At 44.1% G+C, this 26,150-nt stretch carries 22 protein-coding genes; 5 read left to right on the plus strand and 17 right to left on the minus strand.

Annotated features, from left to right (window positions below; all coding sequences use genetic code 11):
* Positions 1-4: 4 nt before the first annotated feature.
* Complete coding sequence (proC, locus tag QYG89_RS01090) at positions 5-832, plus strand: pyrroline-5-carboxylate reductase (protein WP_404313779.1); 828 nt, start codon at positions 5-7, stop codon at positions 830-832.
* A gap of 69 nt (positions 833-901) precedes the next feature.
* Complete coding sequence (namA, locus tag QYG89_RS01095) at positions 902-1,915, plus strand: NADPH dehydrogenase NamA (RefSeq protein WP_404313780.1); 1,014 nt, start codon at positions 902-904, stop codon at positions 1,913-1,915.
* A gap of 135 nt (positions 1,916-2,050) precedes the next feature.
* Here the strand turns inward: namA and rnz are convergent, their stop codons facing one another.
* Complete coding sequence (gene rnz / locus QYG89_RS01100; protein WP_404313781.1) at positions 2,051-2,965, minus strand: ribonuclease Z; 915 nt, start codon at positions 2,963-2,965, stop codon at positions 2,051-2,053.
* A 523-nt stretch (positions 2,966-3,488) separates the two neighbouring features.
* Here rnz and QYG89_RS01105 point away from each other — a divergent pair.
* Positions 3,489-4,883, plus strand: a complete 1,395-nt coding sequence (locus QYG89_RS01105; RefSeq protein WP_404313782.1) for an APC family permease — start codon at positions 3,489-3,491, stop codon at positions 4,881-4,883.
* A gap of 237 nt (positions 4,884-5,120) precedes the next feature.
* On the opposite strand, the gene QYG89_RS01110 is transcribed toward QYG89_RS01105, so the two are convergent.
* From QYG89_RS01110 to mce, 4 genes are all read right to left on the minus strand, one after another.
* On the minus strand, positions 5,121-5,597 hold the full coding sequence (locus QYG89_RS01110) for a chemotaxis protein CheW (protein WP_404313783.1): 477 nt from the start codon (positions 5,595-5,597) through the stop codon (positions 5,121-5,123).
* Positions 5,598-5,696: 99 nt separating this feature from the next.
* On the minus strand, positions 5,697-6,818 hold the full coding sequence (locus QYG89_RS01115; protein ID WP_404313784.1) for a M20/M25/M40 family metallo-hydrolase: 1,122 nt from the start codon (positions 6,816-6,818) through the stop codon (positions 5,697-5,699).
* 134 nt (positions 6,819-6,952) lie between these two features.
* Complete coding sequence (locus tag QYG89_RS01120) at positions 6,953-8,509, minus strand: acyl-CoA carboxylase subunit beta (RefSeq protein ID WP_404313785.1); 1,557 nt, start codon at positions 8,507-8,509, stop codon at positions 6,953-6,955.
* A 2-nt stretch (positions 8,510-8,511) separates the two neighbouring features.
* On the minus strand, positions 8,512-8,928 hold the full coding sequence (gene mce / locus QYG89_RS01125) for a methylmalonyl-CoA epimerase (protein ID WP_404313786.1): 417 nt from the start codon (positions 8,926-8,928) through the stop codon (positions 8,512-8,514).
* Between the two features lie 175 nt (positions 8,929-9,103).
* Between mce and prli42 the strand changes: the two genes are divergently transcribed.
* Complete coding sequence (prli42, locus tag QYG89_RS01130) at positions 9,104-9,199, plus strand: stressosome-associated protein Prli42 (protein ID WP_404313787.1); 96 nt, start codon at positions 9,104-9,106, stop codon at positions 9,197-9,199.
* 23 nt (positions 9,200-9,222) lie between these two features.
* Here the strand turns inward: prli42 and QYG89_RS01135 are convergent, their stop codons facing one another.
* The 5 genes from QYG89_RS01135 to QYG89_RS01155 all read right to left on the minus strand — a co-directional run bounded on the left by QYG89_RS01135 (position 9,223) and on the right by QYG89_RS01155 (position 16,217).
* Positions 9,223-10,221, minus strand: coding sequence for an aromatic acid exporter family protein (locus QYG89_RS01135; RefSeq protein ID WP_404313788.1), 999 nt, complete (start codon positions 10,219-10,221; stop codon positions 9,223-9,225).
* 102 nt (positions 10,222-10,323) lie between these two features.
* Positions 10,324-10,761, minus strand: coding sequence for a BrxA/BrxB family bacilliredoxin (locus QYG89_RS01140; protein ID WP_404313789.1), 438 nt, complete (start codon positions 10,759-10,761; stop codon positions 10,324-10,326).
* A gap of 215 nt (positions 10,762-10,976) precedes the next feature.
* On the minus strand, positions 10,977-12,104 hold the full coding sequence (gene meaB, locus QYG89_RS01145) for a methylmalonyl Co-A mutase-associated GTPase MeaB (RefSeq protein WP_404313790.1): 1,128 nt from the start codon (positions 12,102-12,104) through the stop codon (positions 10,977-10,979).
* Entirely contained in the window at positions 12,101-14,293 is a 2,193-nt protein-coding gene (scpA, locus tag QYG89_RS01150) for a methylmalonyl-CoA mutase (RefSeq protein ID WP_404313791.1), read from the minus strand. Before scpA ends, meaB begins: the two co-directional genes overlap by 4 nt.
* Positions 14,286-16,217 carry a methylmalonyl-CoA mutase family protein gene (locus QYG89_RS01155; protein ID WP_404313792.1) on the minus strand — a complete coding sequence of 644 codons (1,932 nt, stop codon included), beginning with the start codon at positions 16,215-16,217 and terminating at the stop codon, positions 14,286-14,288. The genes scpA and QYG89_RS01155 overlap by 8 nt, the downstream gene beginning before the upstream one ends.
* A gap of 227 nt (positions 16,218-16,444) precedes the next feature.
* Between QYG89_RS01155 and QYG89_RS01160 the strand changes: the two genes are divergently transcribed.
* Positions 16,445-17,305 carry a DUF1002 domain-containing protein gene (locus QYG89_RS01160; protein WP_404313793.1) on the plus strand — a complete coding sequence of 287 codons (861 nt, stop codon included), beginning with the start codon at positions 16,445-16,447 and terminating at the stop codon, positions 17,303-17,305.
* 185 nt (positions 17,306-17,490) lie between these two features.
* On the opposite strand, the gene QYG89_RS01165 is transcribed toward QYG89_RS01160, so the two are convergent.
* The 7 genes from QYG89_RS01165 to QYG89_RS01195 form a co-directional block, all read right to left on the minus strand.
* On the minus strand, positions 17,491-18,741 hold the full coding sequence (locus QYG89_RS01165; protein WP_404313794.1) for a dihydrolipoamide acetyltransferase family protein: 1,251 nt from the start codon (positions 18,739-18,741) through the stop codon (positions 17,491-17,493).
* 28 nt (positions 18,742-18,769) lie between these two features.
* Complete coding sequence (locus QYG89_RS01170) at positions 18,770-19,753, minus strand: alpha-ketoacid dehydrogenase subunit beta (RefSeq protein ID WP_404313795.1); 984 nt, start codon at positions 19,751-19,753, stop codon at positions 18,770-18,772.
* Positions 19,754-19,770: 17 nt separating this feature from the next.
* Positions 19,771-20,766 carry a thiamine pyrophosphate-dependent dehydrogenase E1 component subunit alpha gene (locus QYG89_RS01175; protein ID WP_404313796.1) on the minus strand — a complete coding sequence of 332 codons (996 nt, stop codon included), beginning with the start codon at positions 20,764-20,766 and terminating at the stop codon, positions 19,771-19,773.
* Between the two features lie 26 nt (positions 20,767-20,792).
* On the minus strand, positions 20,793-22,217 hold the full coding sequence (gene lpdA / locus QYG89_RS01180) for a dihydrolipoyl dehydrogenase (RefSeq protein WP_404313797.1): 1,425 nt from the start codon (positions 22,215-22,217) through the stop codon (positions 20,793-20,795).
* A gap of 40 nt (positions 22,218-22,257) precedes the next feature.
* On the minus strand, positions 22,258-22,710 hold the full coding sequence (locus QYG89_RS01185) for a hypothetical protein (RefSeq protein ID WP_404313798.1): 453 nt from the start codon (positions 22,708-22,710) through the stop codon (positions 22,258-22,260).
* A gap of 20 nt (positions 22,711-22,730) precedes the next feature.
* Positions 22,731-23,831 (minus strand): branched-chain amino acid dehydrogenase, encoded by a 1,101-nt coding sequence (bcd, locus tag QYG89_RS01190; protein ID WP_404313799.1) that lies wholly within the window; start codon positions 23,829-23,831, stop codon positions 22,731-22,733.
* A 149-nt stretch (positions 23,832-23,980) separates the two neighbouring features.
* Positions 23,981-26,038, minus strand: a complete 2,058-nt coding sequence (locus QYG89_RS01195) for a sigma 54-interacting transcriptional regulator (protein WP_404313800.1) — start codon at positions 26,036-26,038, stop codon at positions 23,981-23,983.
* Positions 26,039-26,150: the final 112 nt, after the last annotated feature.

A 26,150-nucleotide genomic window follows, 5' to 3' on the forward strand; every position in this document is an offset into this window, starting at 1 on the left:
TCAGATGAAAACAACATTTATCGGTGCAGGCTCGATGGCGGAAGCGATGATTTCAGGAGCCATTTCAAGCGGCGCTTTAGCTGCCAGCGATATTTATGCCACAAATAAAGCCAACAAAGACAGACTTCAGAAGCTGAAAACCATTTACAATATCCACACTGGCTATGGTATGGAAAGTATGCTCTCAGACAGTAAAATTATTGTGTTAGCTATGAAGCCAAAGGACGCAAAAGAGGCGATGGAGCAAGTGAAAGCCTACCTCCCGCCTTCTTCTTTAATTATCACATTAATGGCAGGGGTTACGATTGACTTTATCGAACGCGAAGTCGGCCGTCCTTGTGCTGTCGTCCGTTCCATGCCAAATACATCCGCAGCTGTTGGAAAATCAGCAACAGCCATTGCCGTAAATGACCATGTTACAGAACAGCAAAAAATGGCGGCTCTCGCTCTTTTTTCTTCTATCGGCTTAACCAAAGTAGTGAAAGAAGAACAGTTGGATGCTGTCACCGGTCTTTCCGGAAGCGGTCCTGCTTATATTTATTATGTCGCAGAAGCGATGGAACAAGCGGCAGAAGCAATTGGTTTGGAAAAGGAAACTGCAAAACCGCTCATTATTCAAACTCTTCTCGGTGCGGCGGAAATGCTTTCAGCAACAGACGGGAAAGCCGAACAGCTGCGCAAAGGTGTAACGAGCCCCGGCGGAACAACGGAAGCTGGGATCCGGATTTTAGAAAGCAAAGGAGTAAAGCAAGCACTCGTTGATTGCATTATTGAAGCGACTGCTCAATCAAAGCGGCTCGGCCTGCCTTATCAAAATCCAGTTAACCACTAAACCGATTCCTTTGGCCAGCGGAAAAATCTTGCTATAATGGACGTTGGAAACATATGAAGGGGGATTCCAATGGCCAGAAAATTATTTGAACCTTATACGATTAAAAACATGACACTAAAAAACCGCATCGTCATGTCACCGATGTGCATGTACTCCGCAGAAACAGACGGAAAAGTAAATGACTGGCACCTTGTTCACTATCCTGCCAGAGCCGTTGGCCAAGTCGGTTTAATTATAGTAGAAGCTACGGCTGTCACTCCTGAAGGGCGCATTTCTGAACACGACCTCGGGATATGGGGTGACGATCACATCGAAGGATTCCAAAAGCTTGTTTCTTTAGTGAAAGCACACGAAGCGAAAATCGGCATTCAGCTGGCTCATGCGGGACGCAAATCAGAAGTGAGCGGAGACATCTTAGCACCTACTGCACTGGCGTTTGATGAAACAATGAAAACACCAAAGGAAATGACAGCAGCTGATATCGAGAGAACAATCAAAGCATTTGCCCAAGGGGCAAGACGGGCAAAAGAAGCTGGATTCGATCTGATCGAACTGCACGGAGCACATGGCTATTTAATTAATGAGTTTCTTTCCCCGCTTACGAATCATCGGGAAGATGAATACGGTGGAAATAAAGAAAACCGTCTGCGCTTTTTAACAGAAATTATAAGGGAAATAAAAAACGTGTGGAATGGTCCGCTGTTTGTTCGTGTATCTGCAAACGACTATCACGAGAATGGCCTAACTGTCCATGATTACAGCGAAATCGCCAAACACCTGAAAGAGCTGGGTGTCGATTTAATCGATGTCAGCTCGGGTGCAGTCGTTCCAGCGAAGATCAGCACCTTTCCGGGCTATCAAGTGCCACTCGCGGAAACGATCAAACACGAGGCGGGCATTCCTGTTGGAGCCGTTGGCATGATCATTTCCCCTCTGCAGGCAGAAGAAATTTTACGAAACGAACGGGCAGATTTAATTTTTCTCGGCCGTGAACTGCTGCGCGATCCATATTGGCCGCTTCGCGCGTCAAAAGAATTAAGAACTGAAGTTAAAGCTCCGATACAGTATGAACGAGGCTGGTAATAGTAGGACAAGAGGTTAACTCAGACAGCAGCTGACCCCGCCTTTAATATACGGCATACAATGGATGTTCATTATTCCATAGTTGATCCAATATATTGTTGTGGCGGGGTCTAGCCCTTTGGAGCCTGGACCTCTTTAAATGGAAAGCTCCATTAAATCATGGGCGAGAATAACTGGAGTAAATACCTCCTCAGCTTCAGTTTTCAAATGAATAGATTCTTCTTTCGTATACCTCGAACTAATATGGTTGAGAACAAGCGCTTTTACACCTGCTTGCCTAGCAATTTCCGCTGCCTGAGCGGTTGTTGAATGAAAATAATCATACGCCATTTGCGGATTTTCCGCTGAAAATGTAGCTTCATGAATAAGCAGATCCGCCTCGCTAGCCAGTACAACAGCCGCCTCACAAGGTCTCGTGTCTCCTAATATAGCAATCGTTTTCCCTTTTTGCGCTGGGCCGGTATACTTACTAGGATCAATCGAACGTCCATCTGCTAACGTCACCGGGCAGCCCATTTTAATTTCTTTATATAAAGGACCGGGCGGCACACCGTCTTTTTTCAATTGATCAACGAGCAGCACACCTGGTTTGTCTTTCTCTTGAAGACGGTACCCGTACGACTCAATCCCATGTTCAAGCCGGCGGGCCTCCACTGTCATCTGACTGTCTTCACAAACGATTCCCTCATCTATTTCTACCACATCCAATTCGTACTGCAGCCTTGTCCCGCTTACATTCAGACTGACAGAAATAAATTCTTTTATCCCTTTTGGCCCATAGACAGTGAGGGGCAGCTCTCCTCCTTGAAAAGAGCGGCTGCTCAGCAGACCTGGCAGACCAAAAATATGGTCCCCGTGCAAATGAGTGATAAATATCTTTTCAATCCGTCGCGGTTTCAGCGAAGTATGCAAAATTTGATGCTGTGTCGCTTCTCCGCAATCAAACAGCCATACAGCCCCTCTCTCATTCAGCATTTTCAGTGCTAAAGAGCTGACATTCCTCACTTTCCCAGGGACACCAGCCCCAGTTCCTAAAAATAAAATATCCATTCTATCCACTTCCCTCTATGGTCTCCGTTAATTTATTTCTTTCCATTATACAATGCAGCGGCGAAAAGAACATTCCTTCATCTTTAATCCATTAGACTCTTTATTTTTCAAAATAATTTATTGTTTTCCATTTTCAAAAAACACGTTATTAATTAAATAATTTTGAAAATTCGTTTACAAATTATTATCAATGTTATAAACTATCATTAATCAAAACCGCACCTGATATGATTTTAACAAAATTCAGCTGGTTTTTATCCAATTTTATATAATAACTGTTCAGTCTGCTCACTTTTCCTTCCAGAATTGCTTCAGCAGTCAAGAAGCCAGTTTGTTTCAATCTGCATCCTTATTTGCGGCTTGATTACTTCTGGCTTTTTTTCGTTCTTTTTTATTATTTTTAAAAAATAACAGCCGTATACGAGACTGACTTTTATTATTATTCAGATAAAACTAAAAATTAAAACCAAACTGTTGACAGGTGCGGGAGAGATGGTTTCATGTATGCATAGGGGGTTTGTAAATGGAAAAACAACAAGATTTCAACAAAGTGCTATCCAGGGTGGACGTGCTCGTCCTAGCTTTCGGTGCCATGATCGGCTGGGGCTGGGTCGTCTTGTCTGGAGATTGGATCTTAAAAGCTGGATCCATCGGTTCAATTGTCGCCTTTCTTCTCGGCGGAATTCTCGTTATCTTCGTGGGTTTAACGTATGCGGAGATGACAACTGTGTTTCCAAAAACCGGAGGAGCGTATCATTTTCTTAAAGAAACGCTTGGAATAAAGGCTGCATTTATTGTTGCCTGGGCTCTTTTGTTAGGGTACATCTCCGTTGTAGCTTTTGAAGCAGTCGCTTTACCTACTGTAGTACAATATATTTTCCCAAATTATCAAGCCGGCTATTTATGGACGCTTGGAGGCTGGGATGTATATTTCTCTTGGGCAGCGATCGGAATGGTTGGGTCTATTATTGTCACGATTATTAACTGGATGGGTGTCAAACAGGCAGCCTTCTTACAAATTGTACTTACTCTTCTCTTAACAGCGATCGGATTAATGCTCGTATTCGGTTCTACATTCGGCGGCGGTGAAATCCAAAACATGGATCCATTGTTTGTCGGGGGTACAGCAGGTGTGATGGCCGTTATGATTATGACTCCTTTCCTATTTGTTGGATTTGACGTTATTCCACAAGTAGCGGAAGAAATGAATATCCCTATGAAAGCAATCGGTAAAATTATTGTTTTATCTGTTAGCTTCGCTGTTTTATGGTATGTACTAATTATTTATGGTGTTTCATTAAGTCTTGGGCCAGCTGAATTGAAGGTGTCCAGCCTAGCTACAGCTGATGCAATGGGCGCAGCCTTTGGTTCACCTCTATTTGCTAAAATTTTAATCCTTGGAGGAATTGCTGGTATTTTAACGAGCTGGAATGCTTTTATCATCGGAGGAAGCCGGATTATGTACGCGATGGCGCAAGATGGAGCACTGCCAGCGTGGTTCGGTAAAATTCATCCAAAACATAAAACACCAGCCAATGCAATTTTAGTCATCGGACTGCTGTCCACTTTTAGTCCGCTTCTTGGCCGTCCAGCACTCGTGTGGTTTGTTGACGCAGGAGGTCTTGCGATTGTACTTGCTTATTTTATGGTATCTATCTCCTTTATCTGGCTGCGCAAACGTCAACCAGAACTAGAGCGTCCGTTCAAAGCTGGCAACAGCAACACGATCGGCTGGCTTTCTTTAATCTTAACAGCAGGGTTTATCGTTCTGTATATGCCAGGCATGCCATCTGCGCTTACTGGTCCTGAATGGATCATCACACTCGCATGGTGGGCTGTGGGTATTTATTTCTTATTTAAAAAGCCTTCTTCAGCTCAACCAGGTTCATCTACGAATAAGATGAACAAGATCGGATGAAGTAAGACATATCGACTGGTTAATCAGTCGAGTGTAAACGCACTCATTTTGCCTAACAGTCTTAATAATTTTTCAAGCGCTTTCAATTTTGGGTGCAAAATTGAAAGCGCTGTAATTGGGTGTCGATACAATTTCATACACTTGTTTCTCATTTTGGAAGTCTAAAAGAAGCAGTAAAAACGCGGAGCCTGTTATCTCCGCGTTTTTTTGCTGGGTATGTCCCATTACTGATCACGCTCATGCAGGGAACAATTTATTCTGCTTCATATATTCTTGGATGTCTTTAATTCCTTCTAATGAAGAGACTAGTATATCGGGATCTATGATCGTGATCAGCCGATCAGAAAACGCGGCTACTCCTATGAAGTATTTCGTTTTTTCATAGGCTGCGATCCCCATTTGTTTCAGAGCCTCTTGTGGGATGTCTATAATTTCTTTTGCATCCTTCACTAACAGACCGATCTGCAGCGACTCTGTCTGAACGACGAGCAAGCGTGCTTCTTCCCCAGCAAGAGACCGATTATAAAGAACAGATTCAAAATCAATCACCGGAATGAGATCTTCCCTAGCTTTCGTGACTCCCCTCATGTAAAGAGGCATATGGGGAATTGGATTGATAAAGTTCACCTTTTCTATTGAGATTACCGATTGTATGGGAACAGCATACTCTTCATGGCCGCTTTCAAAAACCACAGCTTTATTTACTATTTGCAAGAAAATTCCCCCTTTTCTCTTCTAATGTACCATATAATAGACAAAAAGGCTGACTCAAAAGTGTCAGACCCTTTTGAATCAACCCTTATCTTCTCTATTTTATTCTTCAGCAGCAATCGCTGCGATCGCTGCTGCCATTTCAGCCAGTTTGATCAGTTCTTCAATCGGCATTCTTTCATTTTTTGTGTGTATTTCTTCGTATCCAACAGCTAAGTTCACTGTAGGGATACCGAAGCCCGCAATGACATTCGCGTCGCTTCCTCCGCCGCTCGTTAACAATTCACTCGTCCGGCCGATCCGTGCCGCAGCTTTCTTCGCCACTTCAACGACATGATCCCCTTCGCCAAATTTAAACCCGGGATACATGACTTCTACTTGCACATCTGCCCGTCCATTCATTTCAGCCGCTGTTTGTTCAAAGGCTTCTTTCATTTTTGCTGTTTGTACTTCCATTTTTTCTGGTACGAGTGAACGTGCTTCCGCTAAAATACTAACATAATCACAAACGATATTTGTTGCTTGTCCCCCTTCAAACCGGCCGATATTAGCCGTCGTTTCCTTATCAATCCGGCCAAGCGGCATTTTAGCAATCGATTTGGCGGCAATGGTAATAGCCGATACTCCCTTTTCCGGAGCAACACCGGCGTGCGCTGTTTTCCCAAAGATTTCGGCTTTGATTTTAGCCTGAGTCGGTGCCGCCACAATAATATTTCCTACTGTGCCATCACTATCTAGTGCGTAGCCAAATTTTGCTTTCACAAGAGCAGGGTCCAGTGCTTTTGCCCCGACTAGCCCGGATTCTTCTCCCGCTGTAATAATAAATTGGATCATTCCATGTTTCATATTTTTCTCTTTTAACACTTTAACCAATTCAAGCATCACAGCAAGTCCTGCTTTATCGTCAGCCCCGAGAATCGTTGTACCGTCTGTGACAACATAACCGTTCTCGATACTTGGTTTCACGCCGGCTCCAGGTACCACTGTATCCATATGGGATGTAAAATAAATGGGATCAACCCCATCTTTCGTTGCTTCCAATGTACAAATTAAATTACCAGCGCCATGACCCGTTTTAACAGCAGAATCATCTTCATAGACATGTACACCTAGCTCCTCAAACTTTTTCGTCAACACGCTGGCTATCTTTCCTTCATGTTTCGTTTCTGAATCGATTTGAACAAGCTCGAGAAATTCATTTAACAACCGTTCTCTGTTAACCATTTGTTGGACCCCCTTTGCATCTTTTCCATTTTCAGTATACTCTTTCAACTAATCAATTCCAAATATTTCACATAAAAAACAGAGGCTGACCCAAAACCAAAGGGTAAGCCCCTTATGGGACAGCCTCAAATAATTTATAGAGGAATGTTTCCATGCTTTCTCTTCGGACGCGCTTCTTTTTTCGTTCTCATCATTTCAAGTGCTTGAATCAGTTTAATCCGTGTCTCACGGGGATCAATGACATCATCCACCATCCCATGCGCTGCAGCGATATAAGGATTAGCAAACTTTGCGCGATATTCTTCAATCTTCTTCGCCCTCGTTTCTTCCGGATGATGACTGTTTGCAATTTCTTTCGCAAAAATAATATTCGCTGCCCCCTGCGGCCCCATTACCGCAATTTCTGCATTAGGCCAGGCAAACACTAGATCAGCGCCGATTGATTTACTGTTCAGAGCTACATAGGCCCCACCATAAGCTTTGCGCAAAATAACCGTGATTTTTGGAACGGTCGCTTCTGAATAAGCATATAAAATCTTTGCGCCATGACGAATAATGCCGCCATGCTCCTGTTTCACGCCTGGGAAAAAGCCAGATACATCTTCAAATGTGATAAGCGGGATATTAAAGGCATCACAAAAACGAATGAACCGCGATGCCTTATCAGAAGAGTCAATATCAAGCCCCCCTGCCATAAACCTCGGTTGATTACAGACGAGTCCGACTACTTCTCCTTTGATACGGGCGAAGCCGATGACAATGTTTTTAGCAAACGACTTTTGTACTTCCATAAACGTATGAGGGTCCACGACTTGTTCAATAACTTTTCTTACATCATAAGGGCGAAGCCCGTCAAATGGCACCACATCTGTCAAATCTTCACGATAATCATCCGCTTCGGTGCACTCTAAGCTCGGTGCTTTCTCCTCGTTGTTTAATGGCAAATAACTTAATAGTGCACGCACCATTTCCAGCACTTCTCCTTCAGAGCCTCCCCGAAAATGTGCATTCCCGCTGATTTCATTATGTACCTTTGACCCTCCAAGGTCTTCTGAAGTGATTTTTTCCCCTGTTACCGTTTCGATTACTTTCGGCCCAGTAATAAACATCTGGCTCGTTTGATCGACCATAAACACAAAATCTGTAATAGCTGGTGAATAAACCGCTCCGCCCGCACAAGGACCCATAATCACTGAGATTTGCGGAATAACGCCCGAATAAATCGCATTTCGGTAAAAAATATGGCCGTAGCCATCCAGCGAAACGACTCCCTCTTGAATACGGGCACCGCCTGAATCGTTCAAACCGATAAAGGGAGCGCCATTTTTCGCTGCAAGATCCATGACATGGGCTATTTTCTTCGCATGCATTTCCCCAAGCGCACCGCCAAAAACAGTGAAATCCTGCGAAAATAAATAAACAGGGCGGCCATGTATTTTTCCGTAGCCTGTAACGACCCCATCCCCCGGTCCTTTGATATTTTCTAATCCAAAATACGTACTGCGATGTTCAATAAATGGATTCATTTCAACAAACGTATCGGGATCAAGAAGTGCTTCAATCCGCTCTCTGGCTGTCCATTTTCCCTTTGCGTGCTGCTTTTCAATCCGCTCATCTCCCCCGCCAAGCTCCACTTCCCTGCGCCTGTCATAAAGCTCGTTAATACGTGTGAAAATATCTGGAGTTGTCATCGTTAGATTCCTCCTTCTATTTTACTCTTATCACAAAACTCAAATAACACACCATGTGTCGATGCAGGGTGTATGAAAGCGACTTCAGCTCCTCCTGCTCCTATTTTTGGTTTCTCATTAATCATACGAATGCCTTTTTCTTTCATTTCCCGAATGCGTTCTTCAATATTTTTTACTTTAAAGGCCACATGATGAATTCCCTGTCCCCGCTTTGCAATAAACTTAGCAACCGCACTTTCACTGCTCAGCGGTTCAAGCAGTTCGAGTTTTACATTTCCCGCATCAATAAAAGCAACTTTCACCTGTTCAGAAGCGACTTCTTCTGTTTGTATGAGCACAAGTCCGAGCTGCTCTGTGTAAAAAGGCAGCGTATCTTCAAGCGAACGTACCGCAATGCCAATATGGTCAACACGATTCATAATGAGACCTCCTTCAAAAGAACGGCAGTAATTATCATGTTCGATACAGACTGGCCAATCCCTGCTTTTTGCCAGTCTTCCTAGTAATTCAGCTTGAGATTTTTCGTAAAAGCCGATATGATAAAAGAAATAAAGAACCTCGTCCAAAACGGCAGAAGGAGCGATCAAAACGTTCATGAGAAACAAAATAGTCCAGAAAACTGTTATTTATATTATGTTGCTGACAATGCTCGTTTCCACCTTATTTTTTGGATTGTCCATGTTTTTATAAAATGTATGAAAAGAAGCCAGTACCTATTCCATTTCAGGTACTGGCTTCTTTTTCCGCTCGATTTTTTGTTCCTTTTTTAACCCTCTAAAAGAACTTTTAATGAGTAAATACTCTTCTATCTCTTTAATAAATTGAAACAATGCTGCCCTTGCTTCGAACTCTTCCCGAGTATCCGGCAATCCCATCCCATCAATTTCTGCTTTTAAATCATACAATTGATTTAAGTGAAACGGCGCCGTATTTCCCGGGTGAATGCGGGTGCTTAACGCATCCATAAAGTCAGCAAGGACAAGAGCTGCTTTCACTTGATGGGAAATGGATGTGACAATCCCTAAAATCCGTTCGATGATGTCGAACTGCTTTTCTCTCATGACGAAATAGCTATAAAACAGCGTATCATCTTTCAACAGATGATTTTCTATGTTTTTAAAAGCCAGTTCTTTGCCTTCCTTCAGCAGTTTTTCCGTTTCAACAATTTCTTTCCCATCCCACATGTGATCTTTATCCCGCAGATAGAGGGCAATTTTGTGAAAAATCGTCATAAAGTTCTGCTCAATCTCCTCTTGCAGGTGATACATCCTCTTCTCTACACTCGGCATATATAAGTTCATCACAAGGGCCACGCCGATTCCAATGGAAATAATACCGAATTCATTTACGATCAGCTCTTTCGTTACTTGACCAGCCGAGAAAATATGCAGGATAATGACACAGCTCGTAACAACGCCTTCCTTCAAATTCAGAAAGACAAGGGTCGGAATAAAAAACAAGAGCAGCAGGCTAATCACCCACGGCGCATAATCAATGCCTTCAAAAAAGAAAAAAGAAAAAATCATGCCCACTGTACAGGCAAGAATGCGGCTCCAAGCAGCCCTTAGTGACTGTTTCTTCGTATTTTGAATACATAAAATTGTAATAATCCCAGCCGATACAAAGCCCCCAAGACCCGCCCATTGGGAAATAGTAATAGCCAAAGCTGTACCGATGGCTGTTTTAGCTGTTCGATAACCAATTTTGAACATATGCTTTCTCCTGAACTGAAAAATTCATTGTTGTGAAAGAAAAAGACTGCCCCAAAAGCAAAAAGTCAGGCATCTGCGGGACAGTCTCTTCCATGATGTTTTTTATACTTCTTCGCAATATTGCTCAAACGCATCTTGAAGCTTGTGCACAACAGACATTGGATCATGCCCTTCAATTTCATGACGCTCTACCATCGTGCACAGTTTGCCGTCTTTCAATAAAGCAAATGACGGAGAGGATGGCGGATAACCGACAAAATAACTGCGTGCTTTCGCTGTTGCTTCTTTATCCTGGCCGGCAAACACCGTTACAAGATGGTCTGGACGTTTGTCGCTATGAATAGAATGAGCAGCAGCCGGACGTGCGATGCCGCCCGCGCAGCCGCAGACAGAGTTAATCATTACTAAAGTTGTCCCTTTTTTCGTTAAAGCCTCTTCCACTTCTTCCGGTGTTTGCAGCTGTGTATATCCAGCAGCTGTAATTTCCTCACGTGCTTGGCGCACGACATCATTCATTAAAAAGTTAAAATCTATATTCATTCTTTCCCCACTCCTTTTTCCTCTTTCATGTATTCTTATGATAAGCCAATTACTTGTTGTTTTCAAATAATCACATTTATTTTTTAAATAATTATGTTTGAAGCGCCCCGCTCCAGGGAATAGAAAGAAAGCAACGAGATTCGGCCCCCCTAAACTCCCATTGTGAAGGAGCTGCCTTAAACGTGTCTGACACGTTTAAGGCAGCTCCGATTCTTTCATTCGAACGGCTCCTTATGCCTATATACATTGGTAAATAGGTCGCTGACCGCCTGGGCCGGTGTGATTTCTCCAGACATCGCTTTTGTTTCCATATCATCCAAATGTGTCATGACATAGGAATGGTTATAGAAATTCATTTTCAGCTGTTCCATAATGAGCGTGTGCAGCCACTCTTTCGTTTGCAGGCGGCGGCGTTCTTCAAACATGCCGCTCTCTTTCATTTTTCCTTCAAATTCTTGAATAACCCCCCATAGTTCATTAATGCCCTCCTTCTGAATGGCAGAACAAGTAAATGCTTTCGTTTCCCAGCCTCTTGTTGCTGGCTGAATCATACGAAGGATTTGATTAAATTCCCGTTTTGTTTTCTCAGCAAGCTGCTTGTTCTCTCCGTCTGCTTTATTGACGACAATAGCATCTGCCAGCTCCATAATGCCTTTTTTGATCCCTTGCAGATCGTCCCCTGCCCCTGTCAGTGTCATAAGCAGGAAAAAATCAACCATGCTGCGGACGGTAAATTCCCCCTGGCCAACGCCGACCGTTTCAATAAGAATGACCTGAAAGCCAGCCGCTTCACATAGAAGCATCGTTTCTCTCGTTTTTCGATGAACTCCCCCAAGTGTACCACCAGAAGGAGATGGACGAATAAACGCGTTCGGATGTTTCGCCAGCTCTTCCATTCGCGTTTTGTCCCCAAGAATGCTTCCGCCGGAAATAGATGAACTCGGATCAATGGCCATGACGGCTGTTTTGAGACCGTTTTCACAAAGCATATAGCCAAGCACTTCAATGAACGTACTTTTCCCAGCTCCGGGCACCCCCGTGACCCCAATACGAATGGATTCACCTGTATAAGGCAGGAGCTGCTGCAGCAGCTCCTGGCCGTATGTGTAGTGGCTGTTTAAATTGCTTTCGATAAAAGTGATCGCCTTAGCCAAGTCTTTCCGTTCCCCAGCCCGTACTTTTCCCGCCAGTTCATAAACATCCGGCAGTGTCTCCTCTTTCTTTTGAAACCGTTTCTTTTGGGAAGAAGTAAAACCATCGTGGGAAGATGTGATGCCTTTTAAGACATGAAGAGCTGACTCGCTGTTCTCCTCTATATTTGAATGTTCGTTTTTATCCATCATTCATCCAGTTCCTCATAGCCGAGTCTGCTGTATATTTCTTCTAATACTTTCTGAGCCGAAACCGGAATGACAGTGCCTGGTCCAAAGATAGCGGCTGCTCCATTAGCCCGCAGAAACTCGTAGTCTTGAGCAGGAATGACCCCGCCGATAAAAACGACAATGTCTTCGCGGCCGAGCTTTTTAAGCTCAGCCATTAAAGCAGGCAGCAAAGTTTTATGACCAGCTGCAAGTGAGCTTACACCGATCGCATGCACGTCATTTTCAACCGCCTGCATTGCCGTTTCTTCTGGTGTTTGAAACAATGGACCGATATCCACATCAAACCCTAAATCAGCATAGGCAGTAGCTACGACCTTTGCCCCGCGGTCATGGCCGTCCTGGCCCATTTTAGCGACAAGGAGGCGCGGCCGCCGCCCTTCCTGTTTATAAAATTCATCTGTCATCCGTTTCACTTCAGCTATTTGATCTCCATCTGAAAAATTCGAACTGTACACTCCGCTTACTGATCGGATCACTGCCTTGTGCCTTCCGCTGACCTGCTCAATCGCATCAGAAATTTCACCGAGTGTCGCTCGGACCCTTGCCGCATCGATCGCACATGACAACAAATTTCTCTTGCCAGTTTTGACTGCGTTTGTGATCTCCTTCAATGTTGCATCTACTTTTGCTTGATCACGCGCTTCCTTCACCTGCTGCAAACGCTCAATCTGCTTTCGCCTGACGGCTGTATTATCAATATCAAGAATATCAAGAGGATCTTCTTCCGCTAAACGATAACGATTCACTCCAACGATCGTTTCTTCCCTAGAATCTATTCGCGCCTGGCGTCTCGCTGCTGCTTCTTCAATCCGCATTTTTGGCAAGCCTGTTTCAATCGCTTTCGTCATGCCGCCCAAGCGCTCCACTTCTTCGATATGCTTCCACGCTCTTTCCATTAATTCATCCGTTAACATTTCCACATAATAAGAGCCGGCCCACGGATCGATCACGTCCGTAATTCCCGTTTCTTCCTGTAAATAAAGCTGGGTATTACGGGCAATCCGGGCTGAAAAATCGGTTGGAAGAGCGATCGCTTCATCCAATGCATTCGTATGCAGCGACTGAGTATGCCCCATCGCTGCCGCATGGGCTTCAATGAGCGTCCGCGTCACATTATTGAACGGATCTTGTTCTGTCAAGCTCCAGCCGGACGTCTGAGAGTGCGCCCTCAGCGTCATTGACTTCGCATGTTTCGGCTCAAATGACTTCATCATCTGCGCCCATATACGCCGGGCTGCCCGCAGTTTTGCTACTTCCATAAAATAATTCATTCCAATCGCCCAGAAAAATGAAAGCCGCGGTGCAAATGAATCAATGCTGATGCCTGCTTTTAATCCTGTCCGTACGTATTCCAGTCCATCTGCCAATGTATACGCAAGTTCGATATCTGCCGGCGCTCCTGCTTCCTGCATATGGTAGCCGGAAATGCTGATACTATTAAACTTCGGCATATAACTGGAGGTATACTCAAAAATATCAGCAACAATACGCATGGAAACATCCGGCGGATAAATATACGTATTTCTCACCATATATTCTTTTAAAATATCATTTTGAATCGTTCCCGACAGTTTTTCAGGAGGTACTCCCTGCTCTTCTGCTGCTACGATATAAAAGGCCATCACGGGCAGGACCGCCCCGTTCATCGTCATCGATACAGACATTTGATCCAGCGGAATGCCGGCAAACAAAATGTTTGTATCTTCCACAGAATCAACCGCTACCCCTGCTTTACCGACATCTCCAACGACCCGGGGATGATCAGAATCGTATCCCCGGTGAGTCGGCAGGTCAAAAGCAACAGACAGCCCTTTTTGCCCCATCGCCAAATTTCGGCGATAAAAGGCGTTGCTTTCTTCCGCCGTCGAAAAGCCGGCATATTGGCGAATCGTCCACGGACGATTCGTATACATGGCCGGATAAGGTCCTCTCGTAAAAGGAACCATACCAGGTAAATCATCTAGGTGGCTGAAATCTTTTATATCTTCTTTCCTATAAAGCGGCCGGCAATGAATGCGTTCGTTCGTTTCAAAAGAGAGCTTGTCAAAGGACTGCTTCACTTTCCGTTCCAATGCAGCTTTCCATTCTTGCAAAGAGGGCTGATCCTCCTTATTTTTTGGAGAGAACTGTGTAAAATCCGGTTTAGTCACTTGTTTCCACCCCTTCCAAACGATGGAGTAAAGCGGTTAACTTTTTGACGATATTTTGTCCTGAATAGACGGATCCATCGAGACCTGAACAGCGCCACTTAGCTTCTGTTTCAGCCGAAAGCTTCCCAGCAAGATCCAGCAGGATATTGTTTCTCTCTTTCTTTACAGCTGCAGCAAGTGATGGACCGAATTGTTCATATGCTTCATCTTTTCCACAAATACAGTAATAAGCCAGCTGACTTTCCTTTACGAATTGCGCAGCTTCTTCAATCGTTTGGCATTCTCCGCTTAGCTCGCTCTCAATGCCTCCTATTGAAAGCTGACTTATCACAAAGTCAGCCCGCAGCTTGAACTCTTTTAATGGTCCTAAGCAAATAAGACCAGCCTTCACTTTTTTTCCTAACAATTGCATTCGTTCGGCCCGTTCCCTTAATCTTTCAAACGGCTCAGCCAATCTTTTAGATGAAATCGGTATAACCGCAGTACCGCTGTCTTTCACATAAAGCGCAGCAATCGTTGTTTGATCCTTGACTTTACCCGTCAACTCTTGAAACAAAGAAATAGATTCTCCAGACAATGATACAGAAGGCTTCGGCTTTTCTTTCGGTACCTGTTCATGAAGATCAGCATAACTGTTCGTTCCAATCATCGATCTCTTTTGCGTTGCCAAATCCTCTCTTCTTTTTTTCATAACAGCAGCCAATTCCTTTTGAACGGTACCGTCCTTAAGAACCGAAATGATTCCGCCCGCCGCTTCCATCTGTATGAAATGCTCCCATGCCGCTTGGCTGAGTTCTGTTGTTAATGTTTCTATATAATAAGAACCGCCTGCTGGATCGATGACCTCTCCAAGGTAAGACTCATGCTGTAAAATGAGGGGAATATTCCTTGCCATCCGTTCTCCTAAAGAAGAAGGACCGTTCAATTGATCAAATGGAACAGCTTGCACATATTCTACTCCGCCAAGCAAGGCGGAAAACACCCCGCTGCCCGTACGTAAAAGGTTGACATGAGAATCAAGCTTCGAAAAAGTAAATATAGATGTTTCTGCTCCTACTAGGACTTTCACTGCCTCTCCGCTCACTCCATACGAGCTGCAAAGAGCATACCAAACTTTTCGAAAAGCTCTTAGTTTGGCTATCTCCATAAAAAATTGTGAACCGATCGCAAAGTGGAAACACATCTTTTCAATGACTTCCACCGGAGACCATCCTTTTTCTTTCAGCCATTCAATATAAAACACAGCTTCAGCAAGGGCAATGGCAATCTCTTGAACCGCATTTGCCCCCCCTTCATGATAAGGAGTAGTGTCGATGCGAATAGTTTTCAGTTTAGGAAGAGCTTTTCTCAATGCTGTTACGGCCTCTGCCTGCAATGCAAGCGCTCGCTCACTTGGCACGAGTCCTTTTTTAGCATAAAGAGAAACGATATCTGTCCCGGCTGCTCCCGTTACGCGGCTAGATTTAATTTTTAATAAAAAGGAAGCAATAGCAAGAAAATGATCGTTTGTATGGATATATAAGGGGTATTCTTCTAAAGGAAGGGCAGAAAACTGAGTGAATGTCATTTGGGAGATGTCTTCCACCACAAACGATAACGCCTGTTGACCCTCCTGCAGAGCTACAGACATTTTTTTCTTTAAATCCGTGCCAGTATCTGATTTTACGGAAGGGGCATTTTTCCAAGAGGTTTCAAGATAACCGCCTTCGTAAAATCCTCTCGTATAAGAAGGAAAACCCGGGTATTGATCGGCAAAATCTGCTGTCTCCTCCCGTCCATATAAAGGCTTTAATAAAATGTTTTCATAAGTAGCTGTATGAAGAGTCTGTAGCGATTGTCCGTTTAAAGAAGCTTCTGCTGTTTTTCTCCATTCCGACCACGCCGCTTTTGGAAATTGTTGAGCTTTCATTTCTTGGATTCTCATCAAATCTCCTCTCCTTGCTTCGCTTTTTCATCTCACTTTATTAAAATATTCAAAATATTCAATCACTATTATTTTATCTGACTAGATCTCTACAATCAACGAAGGTCTCGTGAGAAAAAGAGAAACATGACCTATTCATGTTAGTCCATTCGTGAAAAAATCTTTATATCATGCTATGCTATCTTTACCTTCTTCATTAGAAGGAAACTGAATTAGGGGAGAAAAAAATGAAAAAAATCTTCGCATGGCTGGGAGTGTTCTTTTTAAGCTTCACTACGATTGCGCAGGCAGACAGTGTCGTTGGCGATGTGATCGTGACTCTTGGCGAGAACTTATCACCTGCTCAAAAAGAGCAAATTCTAAACGAGATGGACGTTCCAAATGATGTAACCACTATTACCGTATCCAATGAAGAAGAACATAAATATCTAGGAAACTATATACCGAAAGCGCAAATTGGTTCTAAAGCGATCTCATCCAGCAAAATTACGATGAAAGAAAAAGGATACGGCATTAACGTTGAGACAAACAATATTTCCTGGGTATCCAAAGAGATGTATACGAACGCTTTATCTACAGCAGGTGTAAAGGATGCGGATATTTATATTACCGCTCCATTTGAAGTATCAGGTACCGCTGCTCTCACTGGTCTTATTAAAGCTTATGAAACTTCAACTGGAGAGAAAATTCCGGAAGAACAAAAGCAAGTCGCCAATGAAGAAATGGTTACAACGGCCAAACTCGGGGATGAAATTGGGGAACAACAGGCGACTGAACTCATTCAACGTGTGAAAGAAGAAGTAGCTAAACAAAATCCGCAAACGCTTCAAGATATTAAGATTATTATTAACAATGTATCAAATGAACTGAACATCCAGCTGACACAAGATCAAATCAACCAGCTTTCTGCTTTGTTCGATAAAATGAAAAATCTCGACATTAACTGGGATCAAGTGAATGAGCAGATTGATAAAGCAAAAGAAAAATGGAACGACTTCAAAAATTCCGAAGAAGGAAAAAGCATTTTACAATCGATTCTTGATTTCTTGCAGGCGATCGTTGACTGGATCGCTAATCTATTTAAATAAGAAAATAACGAAGCTGACCCCGGTCTATGTGCCGAAACGGGTCAGCTTTTTAAATCTTTCTCTTTGTTAAACTTCCTTATCAGTTTCTGCTGGGGATGGTCCGGGAGCCTCCTCGCCGCTGTCGCACTGCGGGGTCTCCCACCTTCCGCTCCAATCAACAATCATCATTAACATAGCCAAATCCCTTAATAAACAGATGTATCGGCTGATATACTCTCCAAAATTTCTTTTACCCGCTGCAAGAAGCGCCCGCAGACGAGACCATCCAGCACACGGTGGTCAAGCGACAGACAAAGATTAACCATATCACGGATCGCAATCATATTATTATTTACAACAACCGGGCGCTTTACAATCGCTTCAATTTGTAAAATCGCCGCCTGTGGATAATTAATGATGCCCATGGATTGGACCGATCCGAATGTTCCAGTATTATTGACTGTAAATGTACCGCCTTGCATATCCTCTGCTTTCATTGTGCCTGAACGTACTTTACCGGCGAGATCATGAATGTCCTTCGCAATCCCTTTGATTGTTTTTTCATCAGCCCGTTTAATGACCGGAACAAACAAAGCATCTTCTGTTGCTACAGCAATCGAAAGATTAATCTCTTTCTTTTGAATGATCGTATCTCCAGCCCACATTGCATTGATTTGTGGGAATTCTTTCAACGCTTGAGCAACTGCTTTGACGAAAAAAGCAAAATACGTTAGGCTATAGCCTTCACGCTCTTTAAATTCCTGCTTTAAAGCATCACGACGGGCCACAAGGTTCGTTACATCCACTTCCGTCATCATCCAGGCATGCGGCACTTCATGCTTAGAGCGGACCATATTCGCCGCAATGGCTTTTCTGACGCCGCTCACCGGAATGCTAATATCGCCCGGTATAGGAGCAGCACCCGCTTGAAATGGCGCCTGCCCGGTCATTTTTTCTACAGCTGCCGATGTTTGGTGCGGTCTTGGAATGTCACCAGATTGTACGATGTTCATAATATCTTTACGCGTAATCCGCCCGCCTTTTCCAGATCCGCTCACTTGCGTTAAGTCAATTTGATGCTCCTGAGATAGTTTCAATACAGCTGGTGAATATCGGGCTTTGTTTTCATTTCCCGTTTTTAAGGTTTCTGCTGTTTCAGTTTGGCCAGATGCCGCAGCATCTTCTTTTTGATCCGATTCTTCTATAACCGCTGCACCTTCAACGTCCATTAGACAAATGACGGCTCCAACTTCCAATGTCTCTCCTTCATCAGCGATCAATTCTTTAATCGTACCTGTAAAAGAAGAAGGTACTTCCGCATTTACTTTATCTGTCATCACTTCAGCAATGGGCTCATACTTGTTGACGTGATCACCTGCTTTGACAAGCCACCGGCTGACTGTTCCTTCGGTGACACTTTCCCCAAGCTTCGGCATGGTTACTTTCTCCGTTGCCACAAAAAATCCCCCTTCCTATCAAACTGCCTCAAAACTCAGCCAGTTCCCGCATAGCTTTCTCTACTTTATCCGGATTGACCATGAAAAACTTCTCCATCATCGGTGCGTAAGGCATCGCCGGCACATCCGGTCCCGCCAGCCGCTTAATCGGCGCATCCAAATCAAATAAGCAGTGTTCGGCAATAATAGCCGCTACTTCACTCATGATACTTCCTTCTTTATTATCTTCCGTTACTAGAAGGACTTTTCCTGTTTTCTTTGCCGCCTCACAAATCGCCTCTTTATCAAGAGGATAAACCGTACGGAGATCGAGAATTTCCGTTTCAATCCCGTCTTTTGCCAGTCTTTCTGCTGCCTGTATCGCAAAATGCACACACAGCCCATACGTAATAACCGTCAAGTCCTCTCCTTTGCGCTTCACATCCGCTCGACCGATCGGCAGCACATAGTCACTCTCGGGCACCTCTCCCTTAATTAACCGGTACGCTCGTTTATGCTCAAAAAACAAAACAGGATCCTCATCACGAATAGCTGCTTTCAACAGCCCTTTCACATCGTAAGGCGTGGAAGGCATCACGATTTTCAATCCAGGCTGATTAGCAAACACCGCTTCTACCGACTGCGAATGGTACAATGCTCCATGCACTCCGCCGCCATACGGGGCCCGAATGACAAGCGGACAGCTCCAGTCATTGTTCGAACGGTAACGAATACGAGCAGCTTCCGAAATAATCTGATTGACAGCCGGCATAATAAAATCGGCGAATTGTATCTCAGCAATCGGCCGCATTCCATACATCGCTGCCCCAATACCAACTCCAACAATTGCTGACTCTGCCAGGGGGGTATCCATGACACGATCCTCGCCAAATTGTTCATACAAACCTGCTGTTGCTTTAAAAACGCCGCCCTTTTTCCCCACATCTTCACCGAGAACAAATACTTTCGGATCCCTCTCCATTTCTTCACGCATCGCCATCGTGACGGCATCTATATAAGAAATTACTGACATCGCTTTCTCCTCCCTTATTACTCCTCTGCGTATACATGTGTCAATGCGTCTTCTGGCTGCGAGTACGGCGCATTTTCAGCGTAGTCAGTGGCACGATTCACCTCATCCATCACCCGATCATTGATTTCTTTTTCTAGCGCATCATTCAGTACACCCGCTTCTTTCAAATAGGCGCTAAACGTTATAATCGGGTCGTGAGCTTTCGCTGTTTCTATCTCTTCCGGCGAACGATAGGCGCGGTCATCATCATCTGATGAATGGGCCGTTATGCGATACGTAATGGTTTCAATCAATGTCGGCCCTTCTCCTCGCCTTGCGCGGTCAGCTGCCTCTTTCACATATTTAAATACTTCAATCGGATCATTTCCATTAATGGTGAACCCCGGCATGCCATATCCTTGTGCCCGGTCAGCGACATTTTCACATGCCAGCTGCTTTTCTACCGGCACAGAAATGGCATACTTATTGTTTTCACACATGAAAATAACAGGTAGTTTATGCACGCCCGCAAAGTTCGCTCCTTCGTGGAAGTCTCCTTGATTGGATGATCCTTCTCCGAATGTGACGAATGTCACGATGTTTTCCTTTGTCATTTTTCCCCCTAGCGCAACTCCAACTGCATGAGGAACCTGGGTGGTCACTGGAGAAGACCCCGTGACAATCCGGTTCTTCTTTTGCCCAAAATGCCCAGGCATCTGACGGCCGCCGGAACTTGGATCTTCTGCCTTTGCAAAACCCGAAAGCATAATATCCGTTGCGGTCATGCCAAATGTGAGGACCACTCCCATATCCCTATAATAAGGAAGCACATAATCTCTCTGTCTATCAAGTGCAAAAGCCGCTCCTACCTGCGCGGCTTCTTGTCCTTGGCAGGAGATGACAAACGGAATTTTTCCCGAGCGGTTCAGAAGCCACATTCGTTCATCAATTCGGCGGGCAAGCAGCATCGTTTCATACATTTCCAATACGGTTTGGTCACTTAACCCGATTGCAGTGTGGCGGTTTTCAGCCATATGAATCCCTCTCCTTCTCCCTATCATTACGAATGAATTGCTTTTCCGTCCACGGCAAGAGCAGCTTCCCCGACCGCTTCACTAAGTGTAGGATGCGGATGAATCGTATGCCCTACTTCCCAGGCTGCCGCGTCCAGCACACGTGCAAGACCCGCTTCTGAAATCATGTCTGTTACATGAGGCCCGATCATATGAACGCCAAGCAAATCATCAGTTTGTTTATCTGCTACTATTTTAACAAAGCCGTCGCTTTCCCCATAAACAAGTGCTTTGCCAATCGCACGGAAGGAAAACTTGCCGATTTTCACCTTATATCCCTGCTCTTTCGCTTCTTGTTCTGTCAAACCGACACTCGCTGCTTCTGGGCTGGAATAAATACATTTAGGAACCGTTGTATAGTCGATAGGATCTGCTTCTCCACCAGCTATATGATGAACAGCGGTAAGACCTTCATGTGAAGCCACATGTGCAAGCTGCAGACCGCCAATCACATCCCCAACGGCATAAATATGAGATTCTTTCGTTTGATAAAACTCATTCACCAGTATATGGCCTTTCTCCACTTCAATTTCCGTGTTCTCAAGCCCGATTCCTTCTACATTCGCCTGCCGTCCAACAGAAACGAGCATTTTTTCTGCTGCGTATGTTTTCACTCCTTCGGCAGTTTCCGCTTGGATCGTAACAGAACCATCCCGTTTTTCCATTGTCTCAGCAAGCACCCTTGCCTTAGTAACAATATCCACCCCGCGCTTTTTCAGCAGCCGTTCCATTTCTCTAGACACTTCTTCGTCTTCTGTCGGCACAATCCGGCCGCCATACTCGAGAACCGTCACTTTCGCTCCAAAATCGACCAGCATGGAAGCCCACTCAATGCCAATGACACCACCGCCGACAATGAGAATCGATGAGGGGACGCTTTCAAGTTCCAGTGCGTCATCAGAAGATAAAATCACGTCTCCATCGAATGTAAGTCCCGGCAGAGGGCGTGGCCTTGATCCGGTCGCAATAATCACATTTTTAGGAATGAGCATCTGGTTATCCGTCCCATCGTTCATTTCAACAGACACTGTCCCAGGCATGGGGGAAAAGATGGAAGGCCCTAAAATACGGCCGATCCCTTCATACACATCTATCTTTCCTTTTTTCATTAATCCTTTCACGCCACTATAAAGCGTATGAATAATTTCTTGCTTCCGCTCCTGTACTTTCGTAAAGTTTAAGGTGATATCACCTGTATTTACCCCAAATTCCTCGCTGTTTTTAGCCATTTTAAATACTTCTGCGCTTCTTAACAGTGCTTTAGAAGGAATACATCCTTTATGAAGGCATGTGCCGCCGAGTTTGCTTTTTTCTACAATGGCTGTTTTTAAACCAAGTTGTGAGGCGCGGATCGCAGCAACATATCCGCCCGTTCCCCCGCCAAGAATAATCAAATCATATTCTTCAGCCAAGTCCTCTCCTCCTCTTTCTCTCTGCCCTATACCTAGTATATTAATAATCATCCTCTAACATGAAAAGGGCTTGTTTTGCTAAATAAAGCAGGCTAGGGTCTCCCGGATAAACAGCCTGCTCATGATCTGCTTCTGAAAGACAGCCGGGCACTGCAAAATAAGCAGGGATATTTAAGCGATCTGACATACATCGGGCCATGTCCATGCCGCATCTAATCGCTGCTTGATTCCTTTCCATTTCCTCTTGTCCGCCTGTCCCCCCTTCTATCGAGTGGGGTACACAAACAGCCTGCAGCTTCCAGACGTTGATGCCTTCTTCATCAAGTGAGGCTAGTACGTTCGTACACATTTGTATGATCGGCTGATAGGATAGCGGTTTCCTTTCCATACGTAAGGTTTGCTCAAACACTGCTGTTTGATTATCAAACACACCCGCTATGACTTCTTCTCCGGATACATACATAACGAGTATGCGGAATACTGTCGACTGCAAGGCCGCACCTCCGCTTTCTATTAATTTTTGCGCCGGGACAAAGTATGATGGCCATTCAATAGAAACTGGTTTCTCGCTCTGCTCATCTTTTGAATTCTCTCCTCTGCCATCCGGTCAGCAGCTTTATAAGTGGGGATGTTGTCTCTTTTGGAAATGTCGATCGTTTTTTCAATGTTATTATAAATCAATTCTACTTTTTTCATAGCACGTTCCCTGTTATAACCATTGAGCTCATCAGCCACATTAATGACTCCCCCAGCGTTGATAACATAGTCAGGAGCATAAACGATACCGCGTTCATGAAGATCATCTCCATGTTTTTCTTCCCTCAATTGATTGTTTGCAGATCCAGCTACTACCTTCACTTTCAGTTGAGGAATCGTTGTGGAATTGATGATTGCTCCAAGGGCACATGGTGCAAAAATATCGGCTTGAACTCCATAAATTTCATCTGGATTCACCGCTTTCGCCCCAAAATTATCGACAGCCCTCTTGACTGCTTCTTTGTTAATATCTGTAACGATTAAGTTCGCTCCTGCTTCATGGAGATGGCGGCATAAATGATAGGCAACATTTCCTACCCCCTGCACAGATACGGTCAATCCTTCTAAAGAATCGGTGCCAAATGCTTCTTTAGCGGCCGCCTTCATCCCGACAAAGCATCCGTATGCTGTAACTGGGGATGGATTGCCCGAAGATCCAAAGGCAGGAGAGATCCCCGTAACATAATCGGTTTCTTCATGAATGAGATCCATATCTTCTACTGTCGTGCCCACATCTTCAGCTGTAATATAGCGGCCATTCAGCCCTTGAATATAGCGGCCAAATGCCCGAAACATTTCTTCATTTTTATCTTTGCGGGGATCACCAATAATCACCGTTTTCCCGCCTCCTAAATTTAACCCGGCTGCCGCATTTTTATATGTCATGCCTCTCGCTAAACGAAGGGCGTCTTCAATCGCTTCCTCTTCTGATTCATACGTCCACATTCTCGTGCCGCCTAGCGCCGGACCAAGTGTGGTATCATGAATGGCAATAATCGCTTTCAAACCTGAAGTTTCATCTTGACAGAACACTAATTGTTCATAATCGTACATTTTCATATATTTAAAAATTTCCAAGATAAATCCCCCTCATTCTAAGTAGTTAATGATATCTGTTCTTTTTTTATAATGCAATTATTATACCAAGAGGAGATGGCAGTAAACGCTTCATTTTTTTCACTCGGTCCCTGCAGTTATGTGCATTCATGCATCTTTTTGCATGCATCTCAATGCAGATGATACTTTTCCAACTTGTAATATAAGCTGCGAATGGAGATGTTCAGCTCTTTAGCCGTGGCCGTTTTATTGCCATTATTTTGAACCAGACGGCTTTGAAGAAGCTCCTTTTCATAACCGTCCATTATTTCTTGAAGTGAGCAGCCGTGGCGAGGACTGACATCCGTCCTTCCTTTCTCCGTGTGCACAGCTTCTCTTTCTTCTGTTAAAGAAGACAAATCAGCCTCATCAATCCAATGATCGCTATATTTTAGAAAGATCATCGCTCTGCCTAATACATTTTCCAGCTCCCGCACGTTTCCCGGCCAGGAATAATTCATCAGCTTGTTCAGCGCTTCAGCAGTTACTCCTTTTACATTTCGTCCATAGTCTTGATTAATTTTGGCGATCAGCCGATCACATAAGAGAGGAATATCTGTTTTTCGGTGACGAAGAGGAGGAATATGTATAGGCATCCTGTTCAGCCGATAGTACAAATCCTCGCGAAACGTTCCTTCTGCTATTGCTTTTTCCAAATCCACATTAGTCGCGGCAATAATACGAACATTCACGGAAATCGAAGCTGTGCCGCCTACTCGGACAATTTCATGTTCCTGCAGTACACGTAACAGTTTTGCCTGCATATTGGCGCTTAATTCACCAATTTCATCAAGAAACATACTTCCATTATTCGCCTCTTCAAACAGCCCTCTTTTGCCGCCGCGCCGGGCACCGGAAAAAGCGCCTTCTTCATAGCCAAAAAGTTCGCTTTCGAGGAGCGACTCCGTTAATGCCGCGCAATTGACACGGATAAATTTATTATAGCGCCGTGTACTAGCATTATGAATAGCATGGGCAAACAGCTCTTTTCCTGTTCCCGATTCCCCTCTCAGCAAGACAGTGGCAGGTGTATTTGCGCCTGTCTTTGCTTGTTCAACAGCTATTTTCATTTCCTCAGAAGAACCGATAATTTCTTCAAACGTATATTTTGCTTCTAGTGTACGAATAATCTGCCTTGCCCGATCAAGCTGCTTCGTTAACGTTTGAATTTCTGTCAGATCATGAATGACACCCACGCTGCCTTTTAACTGATCATCTACAATAATCGGCGCTACGTTAACGACAACTTCTTTTCTCTTTGGACCGACATACATTTTTACCCCCCGCACCGGCTGCCTCTTATCAAGCACTTGCAAATGCACACTTTCCCCTTCAGAAATATCAATCGTAGCGGGCTTCCCAATGACTTCCCGTTCACTTAACCCGGTCAATCTTGTGTAAGCCGGATTAATTAACAGGCCTCTTCCTTTTTCATCTACGACCGAAATCGCATCATCACTTGAAAAAATAATGGCTTTCAACATCGTTTGAATCTCTTTCAAATTCGTTACTTCTTCCGCTAAATGAACGACTTTAGTAATATCTTTAAAGATCGAACAAGCACCGATCACTTCCCCTTCTTCAGTAAGCATCGGAAAGCGGGAAGTAATAATTTTCTCATTAGATGTCAGTTTATGCTCCTGGTTGATTTCCGGCTGCTGCTGCTTTAACACTTGCGGCAGACGGCTATTCGGAATAACATCTGTAATAGATTTTCCTATTGCTTCTTTTTTAAAAATGCCTAATATCCGTTCCGCACTTTTATTAAATAAAATAATTCTTTCTGAACGATCAATGACGACCATTCCTTCATCTATGGATTCAAACATTACGTCATATTGATACGATTGATGTTTCAATTGGGTAATCAGCTCTTCTTGTTGCTTAAGAAGCTGTGCGAGCAAATGAGCAAAACTCCCCGGGATCACAATCTCATTGGGGTGACATTGCCGAATTTCGCTAAACACCCGGCGGTCACCAGTTACTTCGATCACGACATCCGGACGCTCCTTCATAAATTCACGCCAATCTTGTCCTGTACGAATACCCAGTTCCTCTGCCAGACGGATAGCAGGGGCCTGCTCATTCACATCAATGACAGCTGTTACCTTCATCATTTGGCTATTTTCTAATATTTTTAATACTGAAAGCCCGCCTTGGCCACCGCCAATAATTAAAGCTGTTTGCATGTAATCCCTCCCGCATGCTTTCAGTCTGCAATTTTTTGCATACTGTTATTGTATACATATGCTTCTTGCTTGACAAATTTTACAGGTAAGATATGATTTTTGTGAGTAAGAA

The sequence above is a fragment of the Bacillus lumedeiriae genome, assembly GCF_044891285.1.
GTDB classification, from domain to species: Bacteria; Bacillota; Bacilli; order Bacillales; family Domibacillaceae; genus Pseudobacillus; species Pseudobacillus lumedeiriae.